We start from the raw sequence: 20,492 nt of genomic DNA, 5'->3' as shown, positions 1-20,492 counted from the left end.
CTTCTGCATCATCAACGGGCCTTCATCGCCAAGGGGACCAGCCTCGCACATCCGCGCCGCTCAGCGAACCCGGACCGTCGCCTTGGCCCGTTGGCCGGCGGCGTCGATGACGGCGATGTCGGCGAAACCGATGCCGTCGGGAATCCAATCCGCCCCCTCCCCGCTCGCGCTGTCCGGAAGCGGCAGGCCATTGACCAGCCAGCGCAGCGGTGGCCGACCGCCCAGAGCCTCCAGCGGCACCGGCACGGGCGCGCCATCGCGGCCGGGCGTGCGCTCGACCTCCGCCCCATCCGGCGGGAAGGCGATGCGCAGCGGGGCGGTGGCCGCGGCCAGGCTGCCCCCGGCCGTCCCCCGGTCGAACAGGGCCAGGGCCGGCGGCAGGGCGTGGCCGGGCCCGGCCTCCAGCACCCCGGGTGGCGGCTCGGGCGGCATGCCCCGGTCGGGCAGCAGGTCCACCAGGCGGAACAGCAGGGGGGCCGCCATGTCGCGGCCGGCCGCACCGGGCCGGGGCGTGCCGTCCGGCCGCCCCACCCACACCCCCACCACATGGGTCGGGGTGAAGCCGACCGCCCAAGCATCGCGGAATCCGTAGGACGTGCCCGTCTTGTAGGCGACCCAGCGCTCGCCCACCGCCGCCCGCCCGTCCGGCCGGGGCGTGCCCGACAGGATGTCCGCCACGTACCAGGCGGCCACCGCGCCCATCAGCCGCTTGGCCGGCCGTTTGGTCCCCGGCGCCTCCGACGGCGTCAGCAGCAGCGGCCGGGCCTGGCCGCCATCCCCCAGGTCGGCGTAGAGATTGGTCAGATCGGCCAGGCTGAGCCCCAGGCCACCCAGCGCCAGGGGCAGGCCGGGGGCCGCGTCCGGCCGGGGCAACACCACCTGCGCGCCCACCTCCCGCAGGCGGCCCAGGAAGCGGGCGGGCCCCAGCCGATCCAGCACCTTCACCGCCGGCACGTTCAGCGACTGCTGCAGGGCTTCGCGCACCGTGACCAGGCCGTGGAACCCGCCATCGAAATTGCGCGGCGCGTAGTCGCCGAACACGGTGGGCACGTCATTGATGCGCGTCTCGGGATGCAGGGGCAGCGCCTCGAACCCCAGGCCGTAAAGGAAGGGCTTCAGCGCCGACCCCGGGGAGCGCGGCGCCGCCGCCATGTCCACCTGGCCGAAGGGGCCGGTGAAGCTGCCGCCGACATAGGCGCGCACCTTGCGGCTGCTGATCTCCATCACCAGAACCGCCACCTCCGCCGCCGGCTCCAGCGTATCCTGGGTCCCCCGCACCGTGGCCTCCACCCGCCGCTGCAGGCCGGCGTCCAGCGTGCTGGCGATGACGCTGCCCGGCGGCGCGGCGCGGCGGAGGCGATCGGCCAGGTGAGGCGCGAGGAAGGGCAGCGGGCGGCGGTCCGTCGGCAGCGGCTCCGACATGCCTTCGCGCGCCGCCTGCCGGCTCAGCACACCCTTGGCCGCCATGCGGCGCAGCAGGGCATCGCGCCCGGCCCGGGCCGCCGCCGGCGCCAGATCCGGCCGGCGCTTGGTGGGCGATTGCGGCAGGGTCACCAGCAAAGCCGCCTGCCCGGGGGTCAGCGCCGCCGGCGGTCGGCCGAAATAGGCCAATGATGCCGCCCGCGCGCCTTCCAGATTGCCGCCGAAGGGCGCCAGGGTCAGGTACATGCCCAGGATGTCGCTCTTGGAATAGCGCGCCTCCAACTGCAGGGCCCGGGCCATCTCCACCAGCTTGGACGCCACGGTTCGGGGGCGCGGTTCCAGCAGGCGCGCCACCTGCATGGTGAGGGTGGACCCGCCGGAGACGATGCGGCCATGGCGCAGGGCCTGGCCCGCCGCCCGCGCCAGGGCCAGCGGATCGACACCGGGATGGTGATAGAAGCGATGGTCCTCATAGGCCAGCAGCATCGCCAAATAGGTGGGGTTGGCCTCGGCGGCACTCATGGGCAGCCGCCAAGCGCCGTCCGCGGTGATGAAGGCGCGCAGCACCTCCCCGCCCTCGTCCGTCACCAGGGTGGACCGTTCCTGCCAGCGCCGCAGGTCGGGCGGAAACAGCCGGTCCAGCGCCACGACCAGCAGGGCAAGCACCAGCAGCCCGGCGCCCAGGCGCCTTCCCCAACGGACCAAGCCCCAGCGGACCAATCGGGCACGCCACTCCGGCGTCACGGCACGGCGTCCACCACCGTCCGGCCGGCCGCGGTGCGGGCGATGGCCGCCGGGTCGTACATATCCTGGGTGGAGGCCGGCGGCAGGGCGAACTGCCCCGGGGTTACCGCCCGCACCACATAAGCGAAGCGGAAGTTCTGGCTGGGCCCGGTATCCTCATCCGCCTCGCCGCCGTCATCCTCGTCCTCATCCTCGTCCCGGTAGATCCAGGAGGGCTGGCCGGCGTCCAACACGCCGACGAAGCGGTCGTCGCGCGCCTCCGCCACGGCGGCGCGGCTGAGGTTCTTCAGCCAGTCCAGCGCCTTCCTGCCCTTCTTGGCCGGGCGCAGCACGCTTTCGATCTCCCACCCCGCCGGCAAGGGATCGACCGTCACCAGGGTGCGCTTCACATGCTGCTGCAGCACACCGGTCAGCACCACCACCAGCCGCGTGTTGCGGGCGACGTGGTCCGTACCGGCGGGCTTGCCATCCATGGTGTAGACCTCCTTGGTCAGGCTGATGCCCTCCGACACCGGGCCCGGGCTCTCCTTGGGCACCCCGCGCATCTGTACGGTGCGCCAGACGGCGGCCGTGCCGCTGTTGACGACGCCGAAGCCGGCGGCCAGCTGTGCCGGGGTGGGGCTGTAGCTGAGCGCGCGGCCGGTGGCGGCCTTGGCATAGCCGGTGGTGGTCAGGGAAATGGGCTGCCCCTTGGCCAGGATGGCCTGCGAGGCCAGCAGCAGCCAGCTTTTCTGATTGGTGTTGTAATACCAGGGCTCCTTCAGGCCCGTCAGCGCCAGGTGCAGCGCCGCCTCCTGAAGGGGGGCGTTGCCCGCCTCGGCCGCCACCGCCAGGGTGGCGGCGGCGTCGCGCAGCGGGCTGCTGTAATAGTCGTGCGAGCCCTGGCCCAGGCGCTTGCGCGCCCGCTCGAACGCCACCTCCGCCCGCGCCTTGTCACCTGCCGCCAGCAGGGCGGCGCCCAACTGGGCGTAGGCCAGCGGTCCGTTGGACAGCTGCTCCGCCGTCACATCGTGGATATAGCGCAGGTTGGCCGGGGTGGCGTGGCCGCCCCGGGCCAGCAGGTACTGGCCGTAGACCATCGCCTCGCCGTCCGCCCCACGCGCGTCCACGCCCCGGTCGGTCGCTTGCGTCACCCAGTCGGCCAGGGACTGCATGGCCACGTCCGGCACGAAATAGCCGGCGGCCCGCGCGCGGGTGAGGAAGTCGAACACATACATCTGCAGCCAGGGTCCGCCCAGGCCGTCGCCCGCGGACCACAGCCCGAACTCACCGGTGCTGTCCTGGCGTTGCAGCAGCCGGTCGATGGCCGTGTTCACCCGGTTGTCCGGATCCTTGACGTTGCCTTCCAAGCCCAACTGACGCGCCAGGTCGCGGAAGGCCACCAGCGGCAGGGCACGGCTGGTCGTCTGCTCGGTGCAGCCATAGGGGTAGAGGTCCAGATCCTTCATCAGGCCGGGCACGTCGATGCCGGGCAGGTTGGAATAGGACAGGGCGACGCTGCCCGTGCCGGGCAGGAACAGGTCCAGCAGGTTGGGCGGCAGGGTGTAGGCCTCGCCCGGGGCCTGCTGGCGCTGCTCGGCCATGACGATGGGCGCCTCCGCCGGGCGGATGGTGATGGGCCAGGACCGTTCCAGCCTCACCCCGCCCGGCCCCTCAACCGACAGGGTCAGGCCGCCGATGCCGGCCGGGCCGCCCGCCAGGGCCACCGGCTGCACCACCCGCTGGCCGGAGGCCAGCGTGACGGTGCGCTTCGCATCCCCCGCCAGCTTCAGGGCGCCGTCCGCCGTCAGGGTGACGCGGTAGTCGCCCGCCGCCCCTTCCAGGTTGTGCAACAGCAGCGTGCCGGCGGCGGTGTCGTTGGGCGCCAGGAAGCGCGGCAGGATGACCTCCGCCACCACGGGGTCGCGCACCGTCATGGCGCCCTCGGCCATGCCCATGCGGTCCTTGTCCAGGGCCACCGCCATCAGGCGCAGGCTGCCGTTGAAGTCGGGGATATCCAGCGTGACCTTGGCGTGGCCTTTGTCATCCAGCGCCACCAGGCCCGAGAACAGGGCCACGGTGCGGGTGGGCACCACCGGCAGGCCCACTCCCCCGGGAGAACCGCCGTCACCACCCTGGCGCAGCACGCCGGTCTGCCCCGCCTGGCTTTCCAGAAGGCGGCCGTAATCATCGCGCATCTCCGCCCCCAGCTTGCGCTTGGCGAAGAAATGGGCCAGCGGGTCGGGGCTGCGGAAACGGGTCAGTTGCAGGATGCCTTCATCCACCGCCGCCACGGTTACGTAGGCACCGGCCTTGGCCCCCGCCGCCGTCACCTGCACATCGACCTTCTGCCGGGGACGCAGGGTCTTGGGCGCGTCGATGCTGACCGCCAGCGCCTTGGCCCCGGAATCCACCGGAATCCAAGCCAGGCCCACAGCCCGCACCGGCTGGTGGCCCACATCCTTGTCCGCCGGCCGGATGAAGGAGATGAGGGCGTAGGCGCCCGCCCCCCACTCTGCCTTCACGGGAATGTCCACCGTCACCGGCTCAGCGCCCGTGGCGCGCGTGGCCAGGATGCGGACCTCCTGTCCGGCGATGGCCACCTGCATCTGGCCGGCGAAGGGCGGCTCGATGCGCAGGTGGGCCGTCTCCCCCGCCGCGTAGGCCGCCTTGTCCAGGGCCGAGGGCACCACGTCCGGCGCGTCGGTGCTGGCCCCCGCCATGTACCAGCCGCTGTAGAAGGATTGGGTGGTGACGGCGCCGGTGGCCGGATTCTCCACCAGCAGGCGATATTCGCCCCACTCCAGGCGCTGGCTGATGCGCGCGGGCTTGGCGCCGTCCAGGTCCAGCGTGCCGTTGGCCACCGTGCGGTACTGCACGCTGGTCTTGTACGACCACTGGAAGCCGCTGCGATACCAGGTGTAGTGGCGGTCGGCCTGGGCCAGGACATAGCGCACGCCCTTGGCCGCCTGCGGCACGCCGGCGGCGTCCACCGCCAGGATCTCGAAGTCGGCGCTGCCCCCTTCCCGCACCCGGTGGTTGGCGAACAGGGGCCGGATGCCCACGAAGCCGGCGCGATAGGTGACCGGCAGGGCCGTCTGGTCGCGCGTCACCCGCCCGCCCGGCTCCACCACCGCGGCGGTGATGACGGCGTGCAGGGGTGCCGTGGCGGTCCCGGCCTCCGGCACCGGGAATTCCACCGCCGCCTTGCCGGCGCCGTCGGTGTGGGTGTCGACCGCCGGGGCCGTCTGCGGCTCGAACTTGTCATCGTCGCGGCCGAAGGCGAAGTCGGACCATTTGGCGAAAGGCTTGGGGTCGCGTTCCAGCCGCACCTCGCCCCCCACCGGCAGATCGCCGGCGGCGGCGCCATAGAGGAAGCGCGCCTCCACCGGCATCGTGGCCGGCTGGCCCGCCGCCAGCGCCGGGGTCGCGGGCTTGCCGATGGCGACCTTCAGCCGCTCCGGCACGAAATCCTGCACGTCGAAGGTCCCGCTGCCCACCACCGCGTCGCCGCCGGCGACGTACAGGTTGATGGTCCATTCGCCGCGCGGGGCGGCGGCGCTGATGGGAATGTCGACCGTGCCGGCGCCGCTGCTCAACTTGGCCGTCAGGTGGGCGGCCTCCACCCCGTCACTGCGGCGGACCACGGCGGCCACCATGTCCACGGCGGCGGTGCGGATCTGGGCGTCGCGCAGCACGAAGGCGGCGTGCACGGTCTCGCCCGGCCGATAAACGCCGCGCTCGGTATAGACATAGGCGTCCAACGGGCCGGGGTCCGGACGGCCGTCGGCCCCCCGGGCGCTGAAGTCGAAAGCGGCCCGCTCCAGCGACAGGGCCGCGAAGTCGGCCGGCGTGCTGGCGAAGGGGATCAGCGAGGGGCCACCGGCGAAGGCCTCCACCAGTGCCGGGCGCGCCCCGCCCTTGCCCCGCAGCAGCCCGATGGGGAAGCGGGCGATGCCGTCGCCGTCGGTCTTGGCCTCGCCCAAGGTACCGGAATCGTGCGCCAGCAACACCACCCGGACGCCAGCCAGCGGCGTGGCCTTGGCCAGGGAACGGGCGACGACCGTCAGGCCGTCACCCCCGGTCAACGCCGTCAGCGCCATGTCCGTCTCAACCAGCCAGCGGGCGGCGGTGCGGGCCTCACGCTGGTCATAGGTCGCGCTGTCGCGATCCTTCGCCAGCTTTTCATCCTCGACCACCAGCAGATAGGCGCCGGGCTGGCGGTCCTTCAGCACCTGGTCCAGGGGGAAGTTGGTGATGGTCCGCTTATTCTGCGCGCCCTTGGTTTCCATGGTGCCGGTCCAGACGGGTCGCACCTTGTCGTTCACCAGGCTTTCCACGCTCCAGCCCGTCGGGTCCTGGTTCAGGGACAGGTTGGCCAGCGCCGTCTCCGGCGCGCGATAGAGGCCCAGCGTCACCCGGGCGATGTTGACGGTCTCCACGGCAACGCCGGCGTTGCCCACGCGCGGCAGGACGTAACCCGTGCCGGCGATACGCACGCTGCCCGGCAGGTCATGCATCGTCAGGTGGAAGGTGAGGTTCCTGGGCAGGGTGTTGCCGTCGGCGGCGGGCAGGCCGGCACGGACGGTGACAGTGTAGGCCTTGCCCGGCTCCAGCCCGCTGACGCACAGCTGGCGGTCATTGGCGGTGACGGCCACGTCCCCCGCCGGCTCCACCGCCACGAAGCCGGACAGGTCGCCATGGTTCTCGGCCAGCGCGCCATTGAACCAGACGCAGGCGCCGGTGGCGTCGGTGTCGCTTTGCGCCAAGTTGCCCGAGGGCGCCAAGGGCCCGGCGGCCAGTGCCGGCGCGCACATGAGGGGGGTGGCCAGGGCCAGGGCGGCGGTGACCAGGCGGGCGACGAACGCGGCACAGCGTCTCATGCGAGACCCCGGGATATGAGGGAGGATGCGGACGGCGGAAGTGCCGCGCCGCTCGATCGTTGCGGCGGCTTTGTGGCGGCGTCAAGGCGGATCGGCAATCATAGCGTTCATCGCCATCAGGGTTATGACGCGCAGCCAGCTTGCCATGTCACAGGCCCCCACCCTCGGCGCGTGTAAGCCGCCTCATGGGGTCCAAAAGCGGGTTTGGACGGGCAAAGTGGGCGGAAGCGCCCTCCCGCCACGGCTCTGGACCCTGGGCGGAGTCGCGGCGACCGTCCCCGGTTTTGGGGATCCTTGAAAATGCGCATTGTGTCCAGAAGGACGATGCACCACCATCCCGCCCCATAAACTTTGTAAATTTAAATAAGGAATTGCCCGGATGCCCGCGTCTGTGCCCCCCCGCACCGCCGACTTGCACCCATCGCTGGGCGCCAGCCTGTCGGGCACGAACCTGGAGCGGGCGGGGGACCACAACCAGCGGGTCATGCTGCAGGCCATCCGCGTCAGCGGCCCCATCACCCGGGCGGAGCTGGCCACCATCACCGGCCTGACGGCGCCAGCCATCGCCAACATCACCAAGCGCCTGCTGAACGACGGCCTGATCATGGAAGTGGGGCGCCTGCACGGCGCGCGCGGCCAGCCGGCCATGCGCCTGGCCATCAATCCGGACGGCTGCTACTCCATCGGCGTCAATATCGACCGCGACCATGTCACCGTGCTTGTGCTGGACCTTCTGGGTCAGGTGCGCCATCGCGCCACCCTGGACGTGGACTTTCCCCTGCCCGACACCGTGGCCGCCTTTTTCAAGAAACAGGTGGACGCCTTGCAGGCCGGTGGCACCTTCCCGCAGGACCGCATCGTCGGCATCGGGGTCGCCATGCCCGACGACCTGGGGCGGGTGAACCTGCCCAACCGCCCCGCCAGCTATGAGGCCTGGAACACCGTCAACGTCGCACGGCTGTTCTCCGCCATCCTGCCCCTGCCGGTGTTTCTGGAGAACGACGCGGCGGCGGCGGCCCTGGGTGAGTTGCAGTTCGGTCACGGCCTGCACGATCCCAGCTTCTTCTACATCCTGATCAGCCGGGGCCTGGGTGGCGGCATGGTCATCGATGGGCAGTATTTCCGCGGTGCCCAGGGCCGCAGCGGTGAGATCGGCTTCCTACCCGTCTCGTCCCCCCGCACGCCGGCGACCTCCTTGCAGGAAGCGGTGTCGCTGTCGGCCTTGTTCGGCTTCCTCAAGGCCAACGGCTACCCGCTGTGCCAGCCGGACGAGTTGGCCGGCCTGGACGCCACCGGCCAGGCCCTGGTCGCACAGTGGCTGGACCTGGCGGCGGAACTGCTGACCGTGCCCATCATCGCCGTCAGCTGCCTGGTGAACCCGGAAGCCGTCTTCCTGGGTGGGCGCCTGCCGACCACCCAGCTGGACCGCCTGGCCCAGTTGATCACCGAGCGGCTGCAGGCCCATGCCGGCACCATTCCCGTCATCGCCCCGGTCCACCGGGCCGCCACCGCCATGGACGCGCCGGCGGTGGGGGCCGCCATCCTGCCCTTCAATGACCGCCTGCTGCCGTCGCGCACCGCCCTGATGAAAACGGCCGCCGCCTGATGGGCCCTCGAGGGGCAATTCTCGGCAATCTAAAGATTAATATTTCAATTTTAATTTTTCCCGCCTCGTTTTATGGTCCCCCCTCACTGGCCGGCCGTATCGATTGCCGCGTGCGAGACAACGCCGGAAGAACATAAAAGGGACGCATACCAAAGGGTGTTCGCATGCCATCAGCAGCTCTCCTCGACGCCGCCGCCGTGCGGGGCCAGCTTAAGGCCTGGCTGGTGGAGCAAGCCTATCCCCTGTGGTGGGAGGCGGGGGCGGACCGGGTGAACGGCGGCTTCCATGAGAAGCTGGGGCTGGACGGCAAGCCGACCAACGACGCCCGCCGCGCCCGGGTGCAGGCCCGCCAGGTCTATTCCTATTCCGTCGCCGCCAAGTCCGGCTGGAACGGCCCGGTCCGCGAGGCGGCGGAGCACGGCCTGACCTTCTTCCTGAACCATTACCGCCGGCCCGACGGCCTGTTCCGCACCAAGGTGGCGCCGGACGGCACCGCCCTGGACGACACCGTGGTGCTGTACGACCAGGCCTTCGCCCTGTTCGCGCTGGCCGCCGCGCAGAGCGCCACGCCGGAGAACCGCAGGGCGGAGGAGATGGCCGTGGCCTTGCGCCAGCGGCTGCTGGACACCCTGCACCACGCCCAGGGCGGGTTCGAGGAGAGCCATCCCCGCACCCTGCCTCTGCTGTCCAACCCGCACATGCACATGCTGGAGGCGTCGCTGGCCTGGATGGAGCAGGGCGGCGACGGCGGCTGGCGCGACCTGGCGGAAGAGATCGTGGGCCTGGCGCTCACCCGTTTCATCGACGACGACATGGGCGGGCTGAAGGAATTCTTCGACGGCGACTGGCGGCCCCAGGCCGGCACCCCCGGCCGCATCGTCGAGCCGGGACACCAGTTCGAATGGTCATGGTTGATGCTGCGCTGGGCCTCCCTGACCGGCAGCAAGGCGGCCGCCGACGCCGCCTGGCGCATGATCGCGGTGGGCGAAGGACCAGGCGTGGACCCGGCGCGCGGCGTGGCCATGAACGCCCTGCTGGACGACCTGACCCCCCACGACCCCGTCGCCCGCCTGTGGCCGCAGACGGAACGCATCAAGTGCGCCGTGCTGGCGGCGCTTGCCACCCGCGACGACGCCGACCGCAGCGACACCTACTGGACCATGGCCGCCAACGGCGGACGCGGCCTGATGAAATACTTCGACACGCCGGTGAAGGGCCTGTGGCGCGACCGCCTGAACCCGGACGGCCTCTTCGTCGAAGAGGCCGCCCCGGCCAGCAGCTTCTACCACATCGTCTGCGCCATCCAGGAACTGGACCGGGCCCTGGGCACGGCAGGCCATCCCGGTTGATCCCGGCCTGGCGCCGCATTAGCCTCGCCGCACAAGCAATAAACAGGGGCAGTGACAATGCGGCATTTGATCGTCCTGGTGGGGCTGCTGACGGCCACGCCCGCCCTGGCGGCGGTGGAGCGGGTGGAGGTCACGGAGCACACGGTGCTGGCCGACGGCGTCCCCTTCGGCACCGTGGGCCCCTATGAAAAGATCCGGGGCACGGCCTGGATCGCGCTGGACCCCGCCCTGCCGGCCAACGCGCGCATCACCGACCTGGGCCTGGCGCCCAAGGACGGTCATGGCCATGTCGTCTTCGCCACCGACTTCCTGATGCTGCGTCCCACCAACGCGGCCGGCCGCAACGGCGCCCTGTTCTATGACGTCAACAACCGGGGCGGCATCGCGGCCCTGGGTCAGGTCAATGGTCACGGTCCGGCGCACAACGATCCCACCACCCTGGCCGACACCGGCAACGGCTTTTTCTTCAAGCGCGGCTATACCCTGCTGTGGTCCGCCTGGACTTGGGACGTTCAAAGGGGCGGGCCAGGCGACAAGCCCTTCATCCTGAAGCCGCCGGTGGCCCGGGAAAGGGACGGCAAGCCCATCCTGGGCAAGGCGGCCTATGAGTTCATCGTCGATAAGCCGGCCGAGACCGCAGCTTACGTCGGCATGAAGGGCGTCCCCTACCCCTTCGCGACCGAAGGCGCCCCCGACGCCGTGCTGACCGAGCGGGACGCCCCGGACGCCCCCCGCCGTCCCATCGCGCGCAACGCCTGGACCTTCGTGGAAAACCCCGACGGCGGCCTGCCGGTGGAGGTGCGCATGAAGGGCGGCTTCCAGACCGGCAAAATCTATGAGGTGGTCGTCCCCTCCCGTGATCCCTACGTGGTGGGCGTGGGCCTGGCCGGCATCCGCGACCTGCTGTCCTTCTTCAAGACCCAGCCCTTCGCCGGGCAGCAGCCGCTGGACCGCGCCCTGATCTTCGGCATTTCGCAGTCCGGGCGCGTCATCGACACCATGCTTTACAATGGCTGGAACCGGGATGAGGAAGGCCGCCCAGCCTTCGACGGCGCCTATGCCCAGGTGCCCGGCGCCGGCAAGGGCGCCTTCAACCAGCGCTTCGGCATGGCCACCCGCCACTTCAGCCCGCTGGTGGAGCAGATCTACTTCTCCGACGCCTTCCCCTTCACCACCACACCCTCCACCGACCCGGTAACGAAACAGACCGGGTCCCTGCTGGATGGCGCGCGGGCGGCGGGGCCACTGCCCAAGATGATCTTCGCCAACACCTCGGCGGAGTACTGGAACCGCTCCGCCTCCCTGCTGCACATCACGCCGGACGGCGCGGCGGACGCCGCCATCGACCCCTCCGCCCGCATCTACATGCTGGCGGGATCGCAGCACTATGTCGGCCGCAGCCACGAGCGCTGGCCCTACACCGCCTGCGTCAACACCACCAACCATTATCCGGTGGAGCGCGCGCTGGTGGTGGCGCTGGATAACTGGGTGCAGGGCAAGGCGCCGCCGCCGGACAGCGCCGTGCCCAGGCTGGCGGACGGCACCCTGATCAGCACCGATGCCTACAAGGCCGCCTTCGCCAAGGTGCCCGGCCTCACCCCACCGCTCAGCCCGCTGATGCCGCCGCGCCTGGATTTCGGTCCGCGCTATGCGCAGGGCATCGCCGACACCGTGCCCCCGGTGCGGGGCCAGCCCTTCCCCACCCGCGTGCCCGCGCCTGACGCCGACGGCAACGATCGGGGCGGCATCCGGCAAGTGGAGTTGGAGGTGCCGCTGGGCACGCACACCGGCTGGAACCTGCGGGCGCCGGAGACCGGCTTCGGCGCCTACCAGGGCCGCTTCGACGGGTCCTTCGTGCCCTTCGCCCGCACGGAGGCGGAGCGGGCGGCGGCCCACGATCCCCGGCCGTCGCTGGCCGCCCGCTATCCCACCCGCCAGGATTTCCTGGACAAGGCGAAGGCCGCGATCGCCCGCGAGGTCGCCGCCGGCTGGGTGCTGGCGGAAGAGGCGGACAGCCTGCTGGCCGACCAGGGCGCGCTGTATGACCGCATCATGGCCCACGATCCGGCCGATACCGACTGCGGCTATCTCTTTCCCAGCTGAGCCCACTTGGGCGCGACATGAGTGCCCAGGGAAGCGATGGGTGAGAAAAATCGCTTCGCCGGGCGCAACGCTCATTCCCGGAATAATCTAGGGATTCCAATATTCCTACCCGGATATGGTGGGAAGTTGCCGCCGTTCACCGGGAAGGGATATCCACGTCGATGACCGCCAAGACCAATTGGCCCCACATCGAGGCGGCGCTGGACCAGCTGCTGGATTTGCCCACAAGCAGCCGCTCGGCCGCCCTGTTGCGTCTGGCCGGCGATGACGCCATCGTCCTGGCTGAATTGCGCACCCTGCTGGCGCAGGCGGGGCGGGACGAAACGTGGCTGGACCGGCCGGCCTCCCTTAGCCCGGCCGCCCTTGGCCCTGTCGACGGCACTGCGCCGTCCCCCTTCAACGGGCCCTCCTTCAACGGGCTGGCGCCGGGCCAGCGTGTCGGCGCCTATCGGGTGATCGCGCCCATCGGCCGGGGTGGCATGGGTGAGGTCTATCGCGCGGAACGCGCCGACGGTCACTTCGAGCAGCAGGTTGCCCTGAAGCTCATCCGCCGCGAGGCGGTTGAGCACATCGACCGTTTCCAGGCGGAACGGCAGATCCTCGCGCGCCTGGACCACCCGGCCATCACCCGCATCCTGGACGGCGGGCTGCATGACGGCCAGCCCTACATGGTCATGGAATTGGTGGAGGGCCAGCCCATCACCGCCTGGTGCCGCGATCGCGGGATCGGGCTGGACGGCCGCCTCACCCTGTTCCTGGCTGTCTGCAACGCGGTGGCCTACGCCCACCGCAACCTGATCGTCCACCGCGACCTGAAGCCGGGCAACGTCCTGGTGACGCCCCAGGGACAGGTGAAGCTGCTGGATTTCGGTATCGCCAAGCGCATCGTCAGCGGCGAGGAAGGCGACCCCGAGACCCTGCTGGCGCCCCTCACCCCCGGCTATGCCGCGCCGGAGCAGCTTCTGGGCGGCCCGGTCAGCACGGCCACCGACGCCTACGCCCTGGGCATGCTGCTTTACGAATTGCTGGCGGGCGCGCGGCCCTGGACGCTGGAAGGCATGCCCCTGGCGCTGGCCGTCCGCGCCGCCTTGCAGGAGGTGCCGCCGCCCCTGTCCCAGTTCGCCGCGCGGTCCGATGGCGCCCCGCCGATCCCCGTGAAGGACCTGACGGGCGACCTGGACGCCATCGTCGCCAAGGCCCTGCGCAAGGAGCCCAGCCAGCGTTACCAGACCGTCGATGACCTGACCCGCGATGTCCAGCGCATGCGCCAGGGGCGGCCGGTCTCCGCGCGCGCGGGATCCCGGTTGTATGTCATGGGCCGCTTCGTCAAGCGCCACCGGCTGCCCATCGCGGCGGCCGGCCTGCTCACCCTGGCCATCCTGGGGGGCCTGGGCGGCGTCACTTGGCAATATTTGCGGGCGCAACAGCAGGCCAATCGCGCCGAAACCATCAAGAATTTCGTGCTGAGCCTGTACAGCGGCCGCGATCCCGGCTTCCCCAAGGACAAGAACCGCCGCGACGTGACGGCGGAAAAGCTGCTGGATCTGGGCGCCGACCGCATCGGTCGCGAGTTCTCAGGAAACCCGGAACTGGAAATCGAATTGTACACGTTGACGGCCCAGCTCTACGAGGCCTTGGACGACCGCGACCGGGCGGCGCAAATCATCGAGAAAAAGGTCGCCGCGGCCCGCGAGGCATATGGGGAGGCGACCCCCATCGTCATCGACGCCATGCTGGCCCAATGCGCGGATGCGTGGCGAGCCGGCGACCTGGCCGCAGCGCAACGGCTTTTGGACAAGACGGACGTCCTGCTCCGCGCCGCAGGCAAGAGTGCGGAGGGCATCCGCCCGCGCTGGTGGCTGAACAAGGCGCAGATGTTGTCCAAGCAGGAAGCCGGCAGCGCCGCGCACCTGGCCGCCCTGGATGAGACACTGAAATCCTTCGAACGCTACGCGCCCGACCATTTGTTCCATGTGACGGCGTTGCAGGCGGCGGGACTGGCGCAGGCACAGGTCGGGAATTTCGAAAAGTCCGCTGCCCTGTTCCAGCAAGCCCTGGACCATTTCAATGCCCTGCCGGCCGCCGAGCAAGACAACGACACCCTGATCACCTTGCTCTATAACCAAGTCAGTGTGTTGCAGCGCACCGGGCGTCTCGATGACGCGCGCAAGAACCTGGAAAGGGTGTCGGCCCTGGCCCTGGAATCCCAGGGCGTCTCCGCGCCCTATTGGATGAGTCTCGCGCAGCTGGCCCGGATGCTGGAGCTGCGGGGGTCGCGGGCCGAGGCCATGGCGCAATTCGCCAAGATGCTGGAGGTGTTGCCCAGCAACCCGCCGTCGCCGGCGGACTATTCCAACATCGCCCGGCTCATCCATGCCGAACGCTTCATCGTCGAAGGTGCGGCGGCCGAGGCCCTTCCCTTTCTGGAAGAGTTCGAAGCGCGCCTGATGACGGCCGGCGGCCTGGGCGCCACGGCGCGGCGGGTCCATGCCTTGCTGGGGCAGGCCTACGATCAACTAGGCCGGCCCGACCAGGCACGGGGCGAGTTCCAGAAGGCCCTCGAGGCCTACGCCGCCACCCCCGCCAATCCGGAGGCGCAGGATTTGCGCGGCCGGTGGGGCTGGTTCCTGATGGACCAGGGTGATCCCGGCGCCGCTGGGGTTTTCGACGGGATCGTGGCCGAAGCGGGCCCGATGGCCACGGTCTCCATCGCGCCAACGCTGGCCTGGGCCGGCCAGGCCCGGCTGGCGTTGGCCTCGGGAAACGTGGCGGCGGCGAAGGTCGCGGTAGACCGGGCGTTCGCCGTATACCAGCAACTCCGCGCCCTGCACGACGTGCGTATCCACACCACCCTGCTGCTGACCCGCAGCGCGGTGCGTCTGGCCGCCGGCGACAGGACGGGAGCCGGGCAGGACGCGGCCCTGGCGCTGGCAGACGCCCAGCGGACCGACGCGGTGGGCAGCCCCGTCATCCGCCAGGCGCGCGACGCCGTGGCCGCGGCCGGGGCGTGAGGGAAAGCGAATGCCTATGACCATGACAACGAATGCGACCCAGGACTGGGGGCGCATGGAGGCGGCGCTGGACCATCTGCTGGACCTCCCCGCCACCGAGCAACCAATGGCCCTGCTGCATCTGGCCGGGGGCGACGCTGGGCTGCTGGCCAAGTTGCGGCGACTGCTGGACCAGATGGCCCGCGAGGACACCTGGCTGGACCGGCCCGCGCTTCAGGATCCGGGGCCCCTCGACCCACCCGGGAATGCCCCGGCTGCCCCCTTCGCCAGCCTGGCGCCGGGCCAGCGGGTCGGCGCCTACCGCATCATCGGCGTCATCGGCCGGGGCGGCATGGGTGAGGTCTATCGCGCGGAACGCGCCGACGGACACTTCGAGCAACAGGTGGCCCTGAAGCTTATCCGGCGGGAGGCCATCGACCATGTCGACCGCTTCCAGGCAGAGCGGCAGATCCTCGCCACCCTGGAGCACCCGGCCATCACCCGCATCCTGGATGGCGGGCTGCATGACGGCCAGCCCTACATGGTCATGGAACTGGTGGAGGGCCAGTCCATCACCGCCTGGTGCCGAGATCGTGGGATCGGGCTGGACGGCCGCCTCACCCTGTTCCTGGCTGTCTGCAACGCGGTGGCCTACGCCCACCGCAACCTGATCGTCCACCGCGACCTGAAGCCGGGCAACGTCCTGGTGACGCCCCAGGGACAGGTGAAGCTGCTGGATTTCGGTATCGCCAAGCGTATCGTCAGCGGCCAGGGGGCCGACCCCGAGACCCTGCTGGCGCCCCTCACCCCCGGGTATGCCGCGCCGGAGCAGCTTCTGGGCGGCCCGGTCAGCACGGCCACCGACGCCTACGCCCTGGGCATGCTGCTCTATGAGTTGCTGGCGGGCGCGCGGCCCTGGACGCTGGAAGGCATGCCCCTGGCGCTGGCCGTCCGCGCCGCCTTGCAGGAGGTGCCGCCGCCCTTGTCGCAATTCGCAGCGCGAGCCGATGGCCCTCCGCCGGTGCCGATGAGGAAGCTGGTGGGGGACCTGGACGCCATCGTCGCCAAGGCCTTGCGCAAGGAGCCGGCCCAGCGCTACGGGACCGTCGACGCCCTGGCGCGCGATGTGGAGCGCATGCGCGACGGCCTGCCGGTCTCCGCCCGGTCGGGTTCGCGACGCTACGTCCTGGGGCGCTTCATGAAGCGCCATCGCCTGCCCCTCATGGCCGCGGGGCTGCTGACCCTGGCCGTGCTGGGCGGCTTGGGCGGCGTCACCTGGCAGTATCTGCGTGCGCAAAAGGCCGTGGCCCGGGCGGAGACCATCAAGGCCTTCGTCGTCAGCCTGTTCGGCGCCACCGACGCGGGTTTCCCCACCGACCGGCGCCGACGCGACGTGCCGGCGGAAAAGCTGGTGGATCTGGGCGCGCGCCGAATAGAGCAAGAATTCGGGCAAGACCCCGGCTTGGCCCTGGAGCTGTACGGCATCACCCGTCAGCTTTATCAGTCCCTGGACGACGCCGAAAGCGCCACCCGGATTGCCGCCCAACGAACCGACCTGGGCCGCAAGCTCTACGGCAACGATCATCCCATCGTCATCGACTCCCTGTTTGACGAGGTCTGGGGTGCCATCACCGCTTACGACATGGGCAAGGCGCGGCAGGTCATGGCGACCCTGGACGCCGTGCTGCGCACCTCCGGCCGCGACGAGACAGCCTATCGCGCCCAGTGGTGGATGGCGCAGGCAGCCTTGCTGAAAAGCGGGCCCGACAGCCAGTTGGCCCGGCGGCAGGCGCTGGACCAGGCGATTGCGCTTTATGAACGGCATGCCCCAGACGACCCGGACTATATCCGGGCCCTGCAGAACGCGGCGATCCTGCGCATGCAGACGGGTGATTATGCCATGGCGGCGGCGCTGTATCAGAAGGCCCTTGATCATCGGCTGGCGACCGATGAGGCCGACGGCGTCGGAATCGCCCCCATCCTGGTCAACCAAGCCGTCGTTTTCGAGCGTCTGGGACGCACCGGGGAGGCGCTAGGAAATTATGAGCGGGCTGGCCCCCTGGCCTTGGCGGCGGGCGGCGTCGGTCCCTCTTACTGGTTTGCCTTGGCCCAGCGCGCGAAGTTATTGCACAAGCTGGGCCGGCGCGCTGAGGCATTGGCGCTGTACGACACCCTGCTGGCGCAGATCCGCGACGACCCCACGCCGGGTTCACCCCACATCCGCACCACCGCCGCCCAGGTCCAGCTGGTGTACGCCAACAGCCTGACGGCGGAAGGCCGCGCGGCCGACGCGCTACCCATCCTGGAACGGCTACGGCCCATCTTTGAAAGCCAGCCCGATGATCCGCGCGACATGCGGCGGTTGAGATTGGCGCTGGCGTTGGCCAGCGCCCAGCTGGGCCGGGACGATGCGCGCGTCCTGCTGTCCCAGCTGCTGGCGGAGAACATGGCCAAGGAACCCAATGGCCAGGACACGCAGGACCTGCGCGGCCAGTGGGGATGGTACCTGCTCTCCCACGGGAACATGGGGGAAGCGGCGCAGGTGTTCGACGATGCGATCCGTGATGAGGCGCGGCTGCGCCTCACGTCCATCACGCCGACCCTGGCCTGGACCGGACGGGCGCGACTGATGCTGAGCCAAGGAAATGTGGCGGAAGCGGAGGCTGCCATCGAACACGCCCAGGCTGCTTATGACGGCCTGCGCGCCGCACACGACGTCCGCATCCACACCACCTTGTTGCTGACCCGCAGCGCGGTGCGCCTGGCTGCAGGCAACCGGGAGGGCGCCGTGCACGACGCGGCCACGGCGCTGGCCGACGCCCAACGCACCGACGCGCCGGAGAGCCCGCTCATCCGCCAGGCCCGCGATGCGGTGGCCGCTGCCGAGGAGAAAAACCAGGCGCATTAAAAAATTTATATGCCCCCTGTCCGGTTTGATCCGGCCACCGGGTTTTCCTTCGGGTGTGTTCACCCGCCGAACAGAGTGCCCAGCAAAGAAACCTCGGCGCCATCTGGAAGGAAGTCCCGGACATGTCGTATCCCGCCCTTCAGGCCGACTATCCAGCGGCCGCCTTGAGCTTGCCTCGCGCTTTTCCCGCCAACGATAGCGCCGATGGGGGCGCCAACGATGCCGTGGTCCCCTCTGTCAGTGATAGCGCTGGCCTTGGGGGCCGTAAGACCAGCGGCCAGGTCGCCCAGCTGGCACGGCGCTTTCATCTGCCGGCGGGCCCCCGTCTGTCGGTGGATTGCCGTCATGCAGACGCCAGCCTCAGCATCACGCGTCTGCACTCGCCGTCTGACGATCACCGTCCCACCCTGCCCTTCGATCCGGAGGACACCTTCCTCGTCCTGCTGCAACTGGCCCCCCTGCCCCACCATCGCGCCTGGCGGGAGGGACGGGAGGCGTCCGTCGGCGCCTATGCCACCGGCGGCGTTTCCATCGTCCACCTGGAACAGCAGCCGCGCTGGCTGATGACCACCGCTTTCGACATGCTGGCAATCTGCGTGCCCCGCGCGGCGCTGAATGAGCTGTCCCGGCGTTATGACGCCCGGCTGATCTCCACCCTGGCCTGCCCGGGCGGCAAGGTGGACGAGGATGCCTTGCGCCTGGGTGCCTGTCTGTTGCCCGCCCTCAAGAAGGGCGCCGGCGGGGCATTCTTCGTGGAACACGTCATCCTGGCGCTCTGCACCCACATCGCCCAGCGTTATGGCGGACTGGAGCACCAGGTCCGCGCGCGGGGCGGCCTCAGTCCGCGCCAGGAACGGTTGGCCAAGGAGATGCTGCTGGCCTCCGTTCAGGATGGGCGGTCCTTGCGGGAAATCGCGATGGGGCTGGGCCTGTCCCCCGGCTATTTCCTGCAGGCTTTCCGCCAGTCGGTGGGGGAAACGCCGCATCGCTGGTTGACGGCCTGCCGGTTGGAACATGCCAAGCGCCTGCTGGCGGAATCCGCCATGCCCCTGGTGGAGATCGCCATGGTGTGCGGCTTCAGCGACCAGTCCCACCTCACCCGTGTCTTCACCCAGCATGTCGGCAAGCCGCCGGGGGCGTGGCGGCGGGGTCTTCGGTAGAACAGGGGGATCATGGGGCCGGCTTGACCAAACGGGGGTCTGCCATCGGAAGGGGCGCGGATGTTGGTGCACCGCGGTAGAGTGTGGCTATGCTAGTTCTGCGGTGTCTATCCGCCGCATTCCATACCCCGCCACCCCTGGCCGCTCCATGTCCGACACCCTCCAGGATTTGATCGTCCCCAGCGATGATCCCGAAGTCGTCCGCACAGCCGACGCCCTGCTGCCGCTGTTCTATGAGGACCTGCACCGCTTGGCGCGACGGGAACGGCGGCGCCTGCCGGCCAGCGACACCCTGCAGACCACAGCCTTGATCCATGAGGCCTATCTGAAGCTGCGCGGGACCGCCGGCTTTAACGACCATAGCCACTTCCTGCGCGCCTCGGCCCTGGCCATGCGCCATGTCCTGGTGAACCGCGCCCGTGACCGTCTGGCCGCCAAGCGGGGCGGCGGGGCCGCCGCCCTGCCCCTGGACGATGACCTGCTGGCGCACGGGTCTGCCGAGAGTGACGCCCGCATCCTGGAGGTGAACGACGCCCTGGGCCGTCTGGCCGTCCTGAACCTGCGCCTGGCACGGGTGGTGGAATGCCGCTTCTTCGCCGGCTATAGCGAACTGGAAACCGCCCAGGCTCTGGGCATCACCGACCGCACCGTGCGCCGCGACTGGATCAAAGCCCGCGCGTGGCTGCTGCACACCCTGTCCGTGGATGCCGAAGGGTCCATGGATGCCGAAGGGGGCGCCGGCGATGGCGACAAGGCCCGGCTGGAACCGGCCTGAGCGCCGCCGGCCGGCTTCCCGGCCGGACCGCGGCCCCAAAAGCAAACCCCCCGCCGGCTTACGCGGGCGGGGGTTTGTGTTTGGTTGCGGGGGCAGGATTTGAACCTGCGGCCTTCAGGTTATGAGCCTGACGAGCTACCGGGCTGCTCCACCCCGCGGGAATGCGTTCTGGGAGTGGCGGGCATTGCGATGAGGGTCTGTTGAGCTGTGGCTGGGCTTGGGCGCGATATGTGCGACTGATGGACCTGGCGGCGACCTACTCTCCCACGTCTTAAGACGCAGTACCATTGGCGCTGGGGGTTTTCACGGCCGAGTTCGGGATGGGATCGGGTGTATTGACCCCCGCTATGACCACCAGATCGATCAGGCGCACACATGTGCGGTTGGGCTTTGCTGCTCTCGTGTAACCCGTGCTTCTGTCTGTATTGCTGGATGCGCCTGGGCAATGGGTTTGCCGCTGCGCGGGGGAGGCGGTGTTTCAAGCCGGACGAGCGATTAGTATGGCTTAGCTTCACGCGTTGCCGCGCTTCCACATGCCACCTATTGACGTGCTGGTCTAGCACGGCTCTTCAG

9 protein-coding genes, 1 tRNA gene and 2 rRNA genes are annotated in these 20,492 nt (G+C 69.9%); 7 read left to right on the top strand and 5 right to left on the bottom strand.

Going from position 1 to position 20,492, the window contains the following annotated elements:
- Positions 1-60: 60 nt before the first annotated feature.
- Both pbpC and FBZ88_RS02685 read right to left on the bottom strand, forming a co-directional pair.
- On the bottom strand, positions 61-2,166 hold the full coding sequence (pbpC, locus tag FBZ88_RS02690) for a penicillin-binding protein 1C (RefSeq protein WP_246138471.1): 2,106 nt from the start codon (positions 2,164-2,166) through the stop codon (positions 61-63).
- Entirely contained in the window at positions 2,163-7,028 is a 4,866-nt protein-coding gene (locus FBZ88_RS02685) for an alpha-2-macroglobulin family protein (RefSeq protein ID WP_145615325.1), read from the bottom strand. The genes pbpC and FBZ88_RS02685 overlap by 4 nt, the downstream gene beginning before the upstream one ends.
- A gap of 379 nt (positions 7,029-7,407) precedes the next feature.
- Here FBZ88_RS02685 and FBZ88_RS02680 point away from each other — a divergent pair, with 379 nt between their 5' ends.
- The 7 genes from FBZ88_RS02680 (at position 7,408) to FBZ88_RS02650 (ending at position 19,919) form a co-directional block, all read left to right on the top strand.
- Positions 7,408-8,634, top strand: coding sequence for an ROK family transcriptional regulator (locus FBZ88_RS02680; RefSeq protein ID WP_145615324.1), 1,227 nt, complete (start codon positions 7,408-7,410; stop codon positions 8,632-8,634).
- A 164-nt stretch (positions 8,635-8,798) separates the two neighbouring features.
- Positions 8,799-9,983 (top strand): AGE family epimerase/isomerase, encoded by a 1,185-nt coding sequence (locus FBZ88_RS02675; RefSeq protein WP_145615323.1) that lies wholly within the window; start codon positions 8,799-8,801, stop codon positions 9,981-9,983.
- A gap of 57 nt (positions 9,984-10,040) precedes the next feature.
- The gene (locus FBZ88_RS02670; protein ID WP_145615322.1) at positions 10,041-12,086 is read left to right on the top strand and encodes an alpha/beta hydrolase domain-containing protein; all 2,046 of its coding nucleotides are present in this window, start codon (positions 10,041-10,043) and stop codon (positions 12,084-12,086) included.
- A gap of 161 nt (positions 12,087-12,247) precedes the next feature.
- Complete coding sequence (locus FBZ88_RS02665; RefSeq protein ID WP_145615321.1) at positions 12,248-15,097, top strand: serine/threonine-protein kinase; 2,850 nt, start codon at positions 12,248-12,250, stop codon at positions 15,095-15,097.
- 16 nt (positions 15,098-15,113) lie between these two features.
- Complete coding sequence (locus tag FBZ88_RS02660; RefSeq protein WP_186464169.1) at positions 15,114-17,984, top strand: serine/threonine-protein kinase; 2,871 nt, start codon at positions 15,114-15,116, stop codon at positions 17,982-17,984.
- A 122-nt stretch (positions 17,985-18,106) separates the two neighbouring features.
- Positions 18,107-19,144, top strand: a complete 1,038-nt coding sequence (locus FBZ88_RS02655) for a helix-turn-helix transcriptional regulator (RefSeq protein WP_145615319.1) — start codon at positions 18,107-18,109, stop codon at positions 19,142-19,144.
- A gap of 148 nt (positions 19,145-19,292) precedes the next feature.
- On the top strand, positions 19,293-19,919 hold the full coding sequence (locus tag FBZ88_RS02650) for an ECF-type sigma factor (RefSeq protein WP_145615318.1): 627 nt from the start codon (positions 19,293-19,295) through the stop codon (positions 19,917-19,919).
- Between the two features lie 81 nt (positions 19,920-20,000).
- On the opposite strand, the gene FBZ88_RS02645 is transcribed toward FBZ88_RS02650, so the two are convergent.
- The 3 genes from FBZ88_RS02645 to FBZ88_RS02635 all read right to left on the bottom strand — a co-directional run.
- Positions 20,001-20,077 (bottom strand) — tRNA-Met (locus FBZ88_RS02645).
- 85 nt (positions 20,078-20,162) lie between these two features.
- Positions 20,163-20,278, bottom strand: a 5S ribosomal RNA gene (gene rrf / locus FBZ88_RS02640).
- A gap of 115 nt (positions 20,279-20,393) precedes the next feature.
- A 23S ribosomal RNA gene (locus FBZ88_RS02635) occupies positions 20,394-20,492 on the bottom strand; the annotation flags it as partial.

The sequence above is a fragment of the Nitrospirillum bahiense genome (genome assembly GCF_007828025.1).
GTDB classification, from domain to species: Bacteria; Pseudomonadota; Alphaproteobacteria; order Azospirillales; family Azospirillaceae; genus Nitrospirillum; species Nitrospirillum amazonense.
This window is presented reverse-complemented; position numbering and strand designations above follow the sequence as displayed.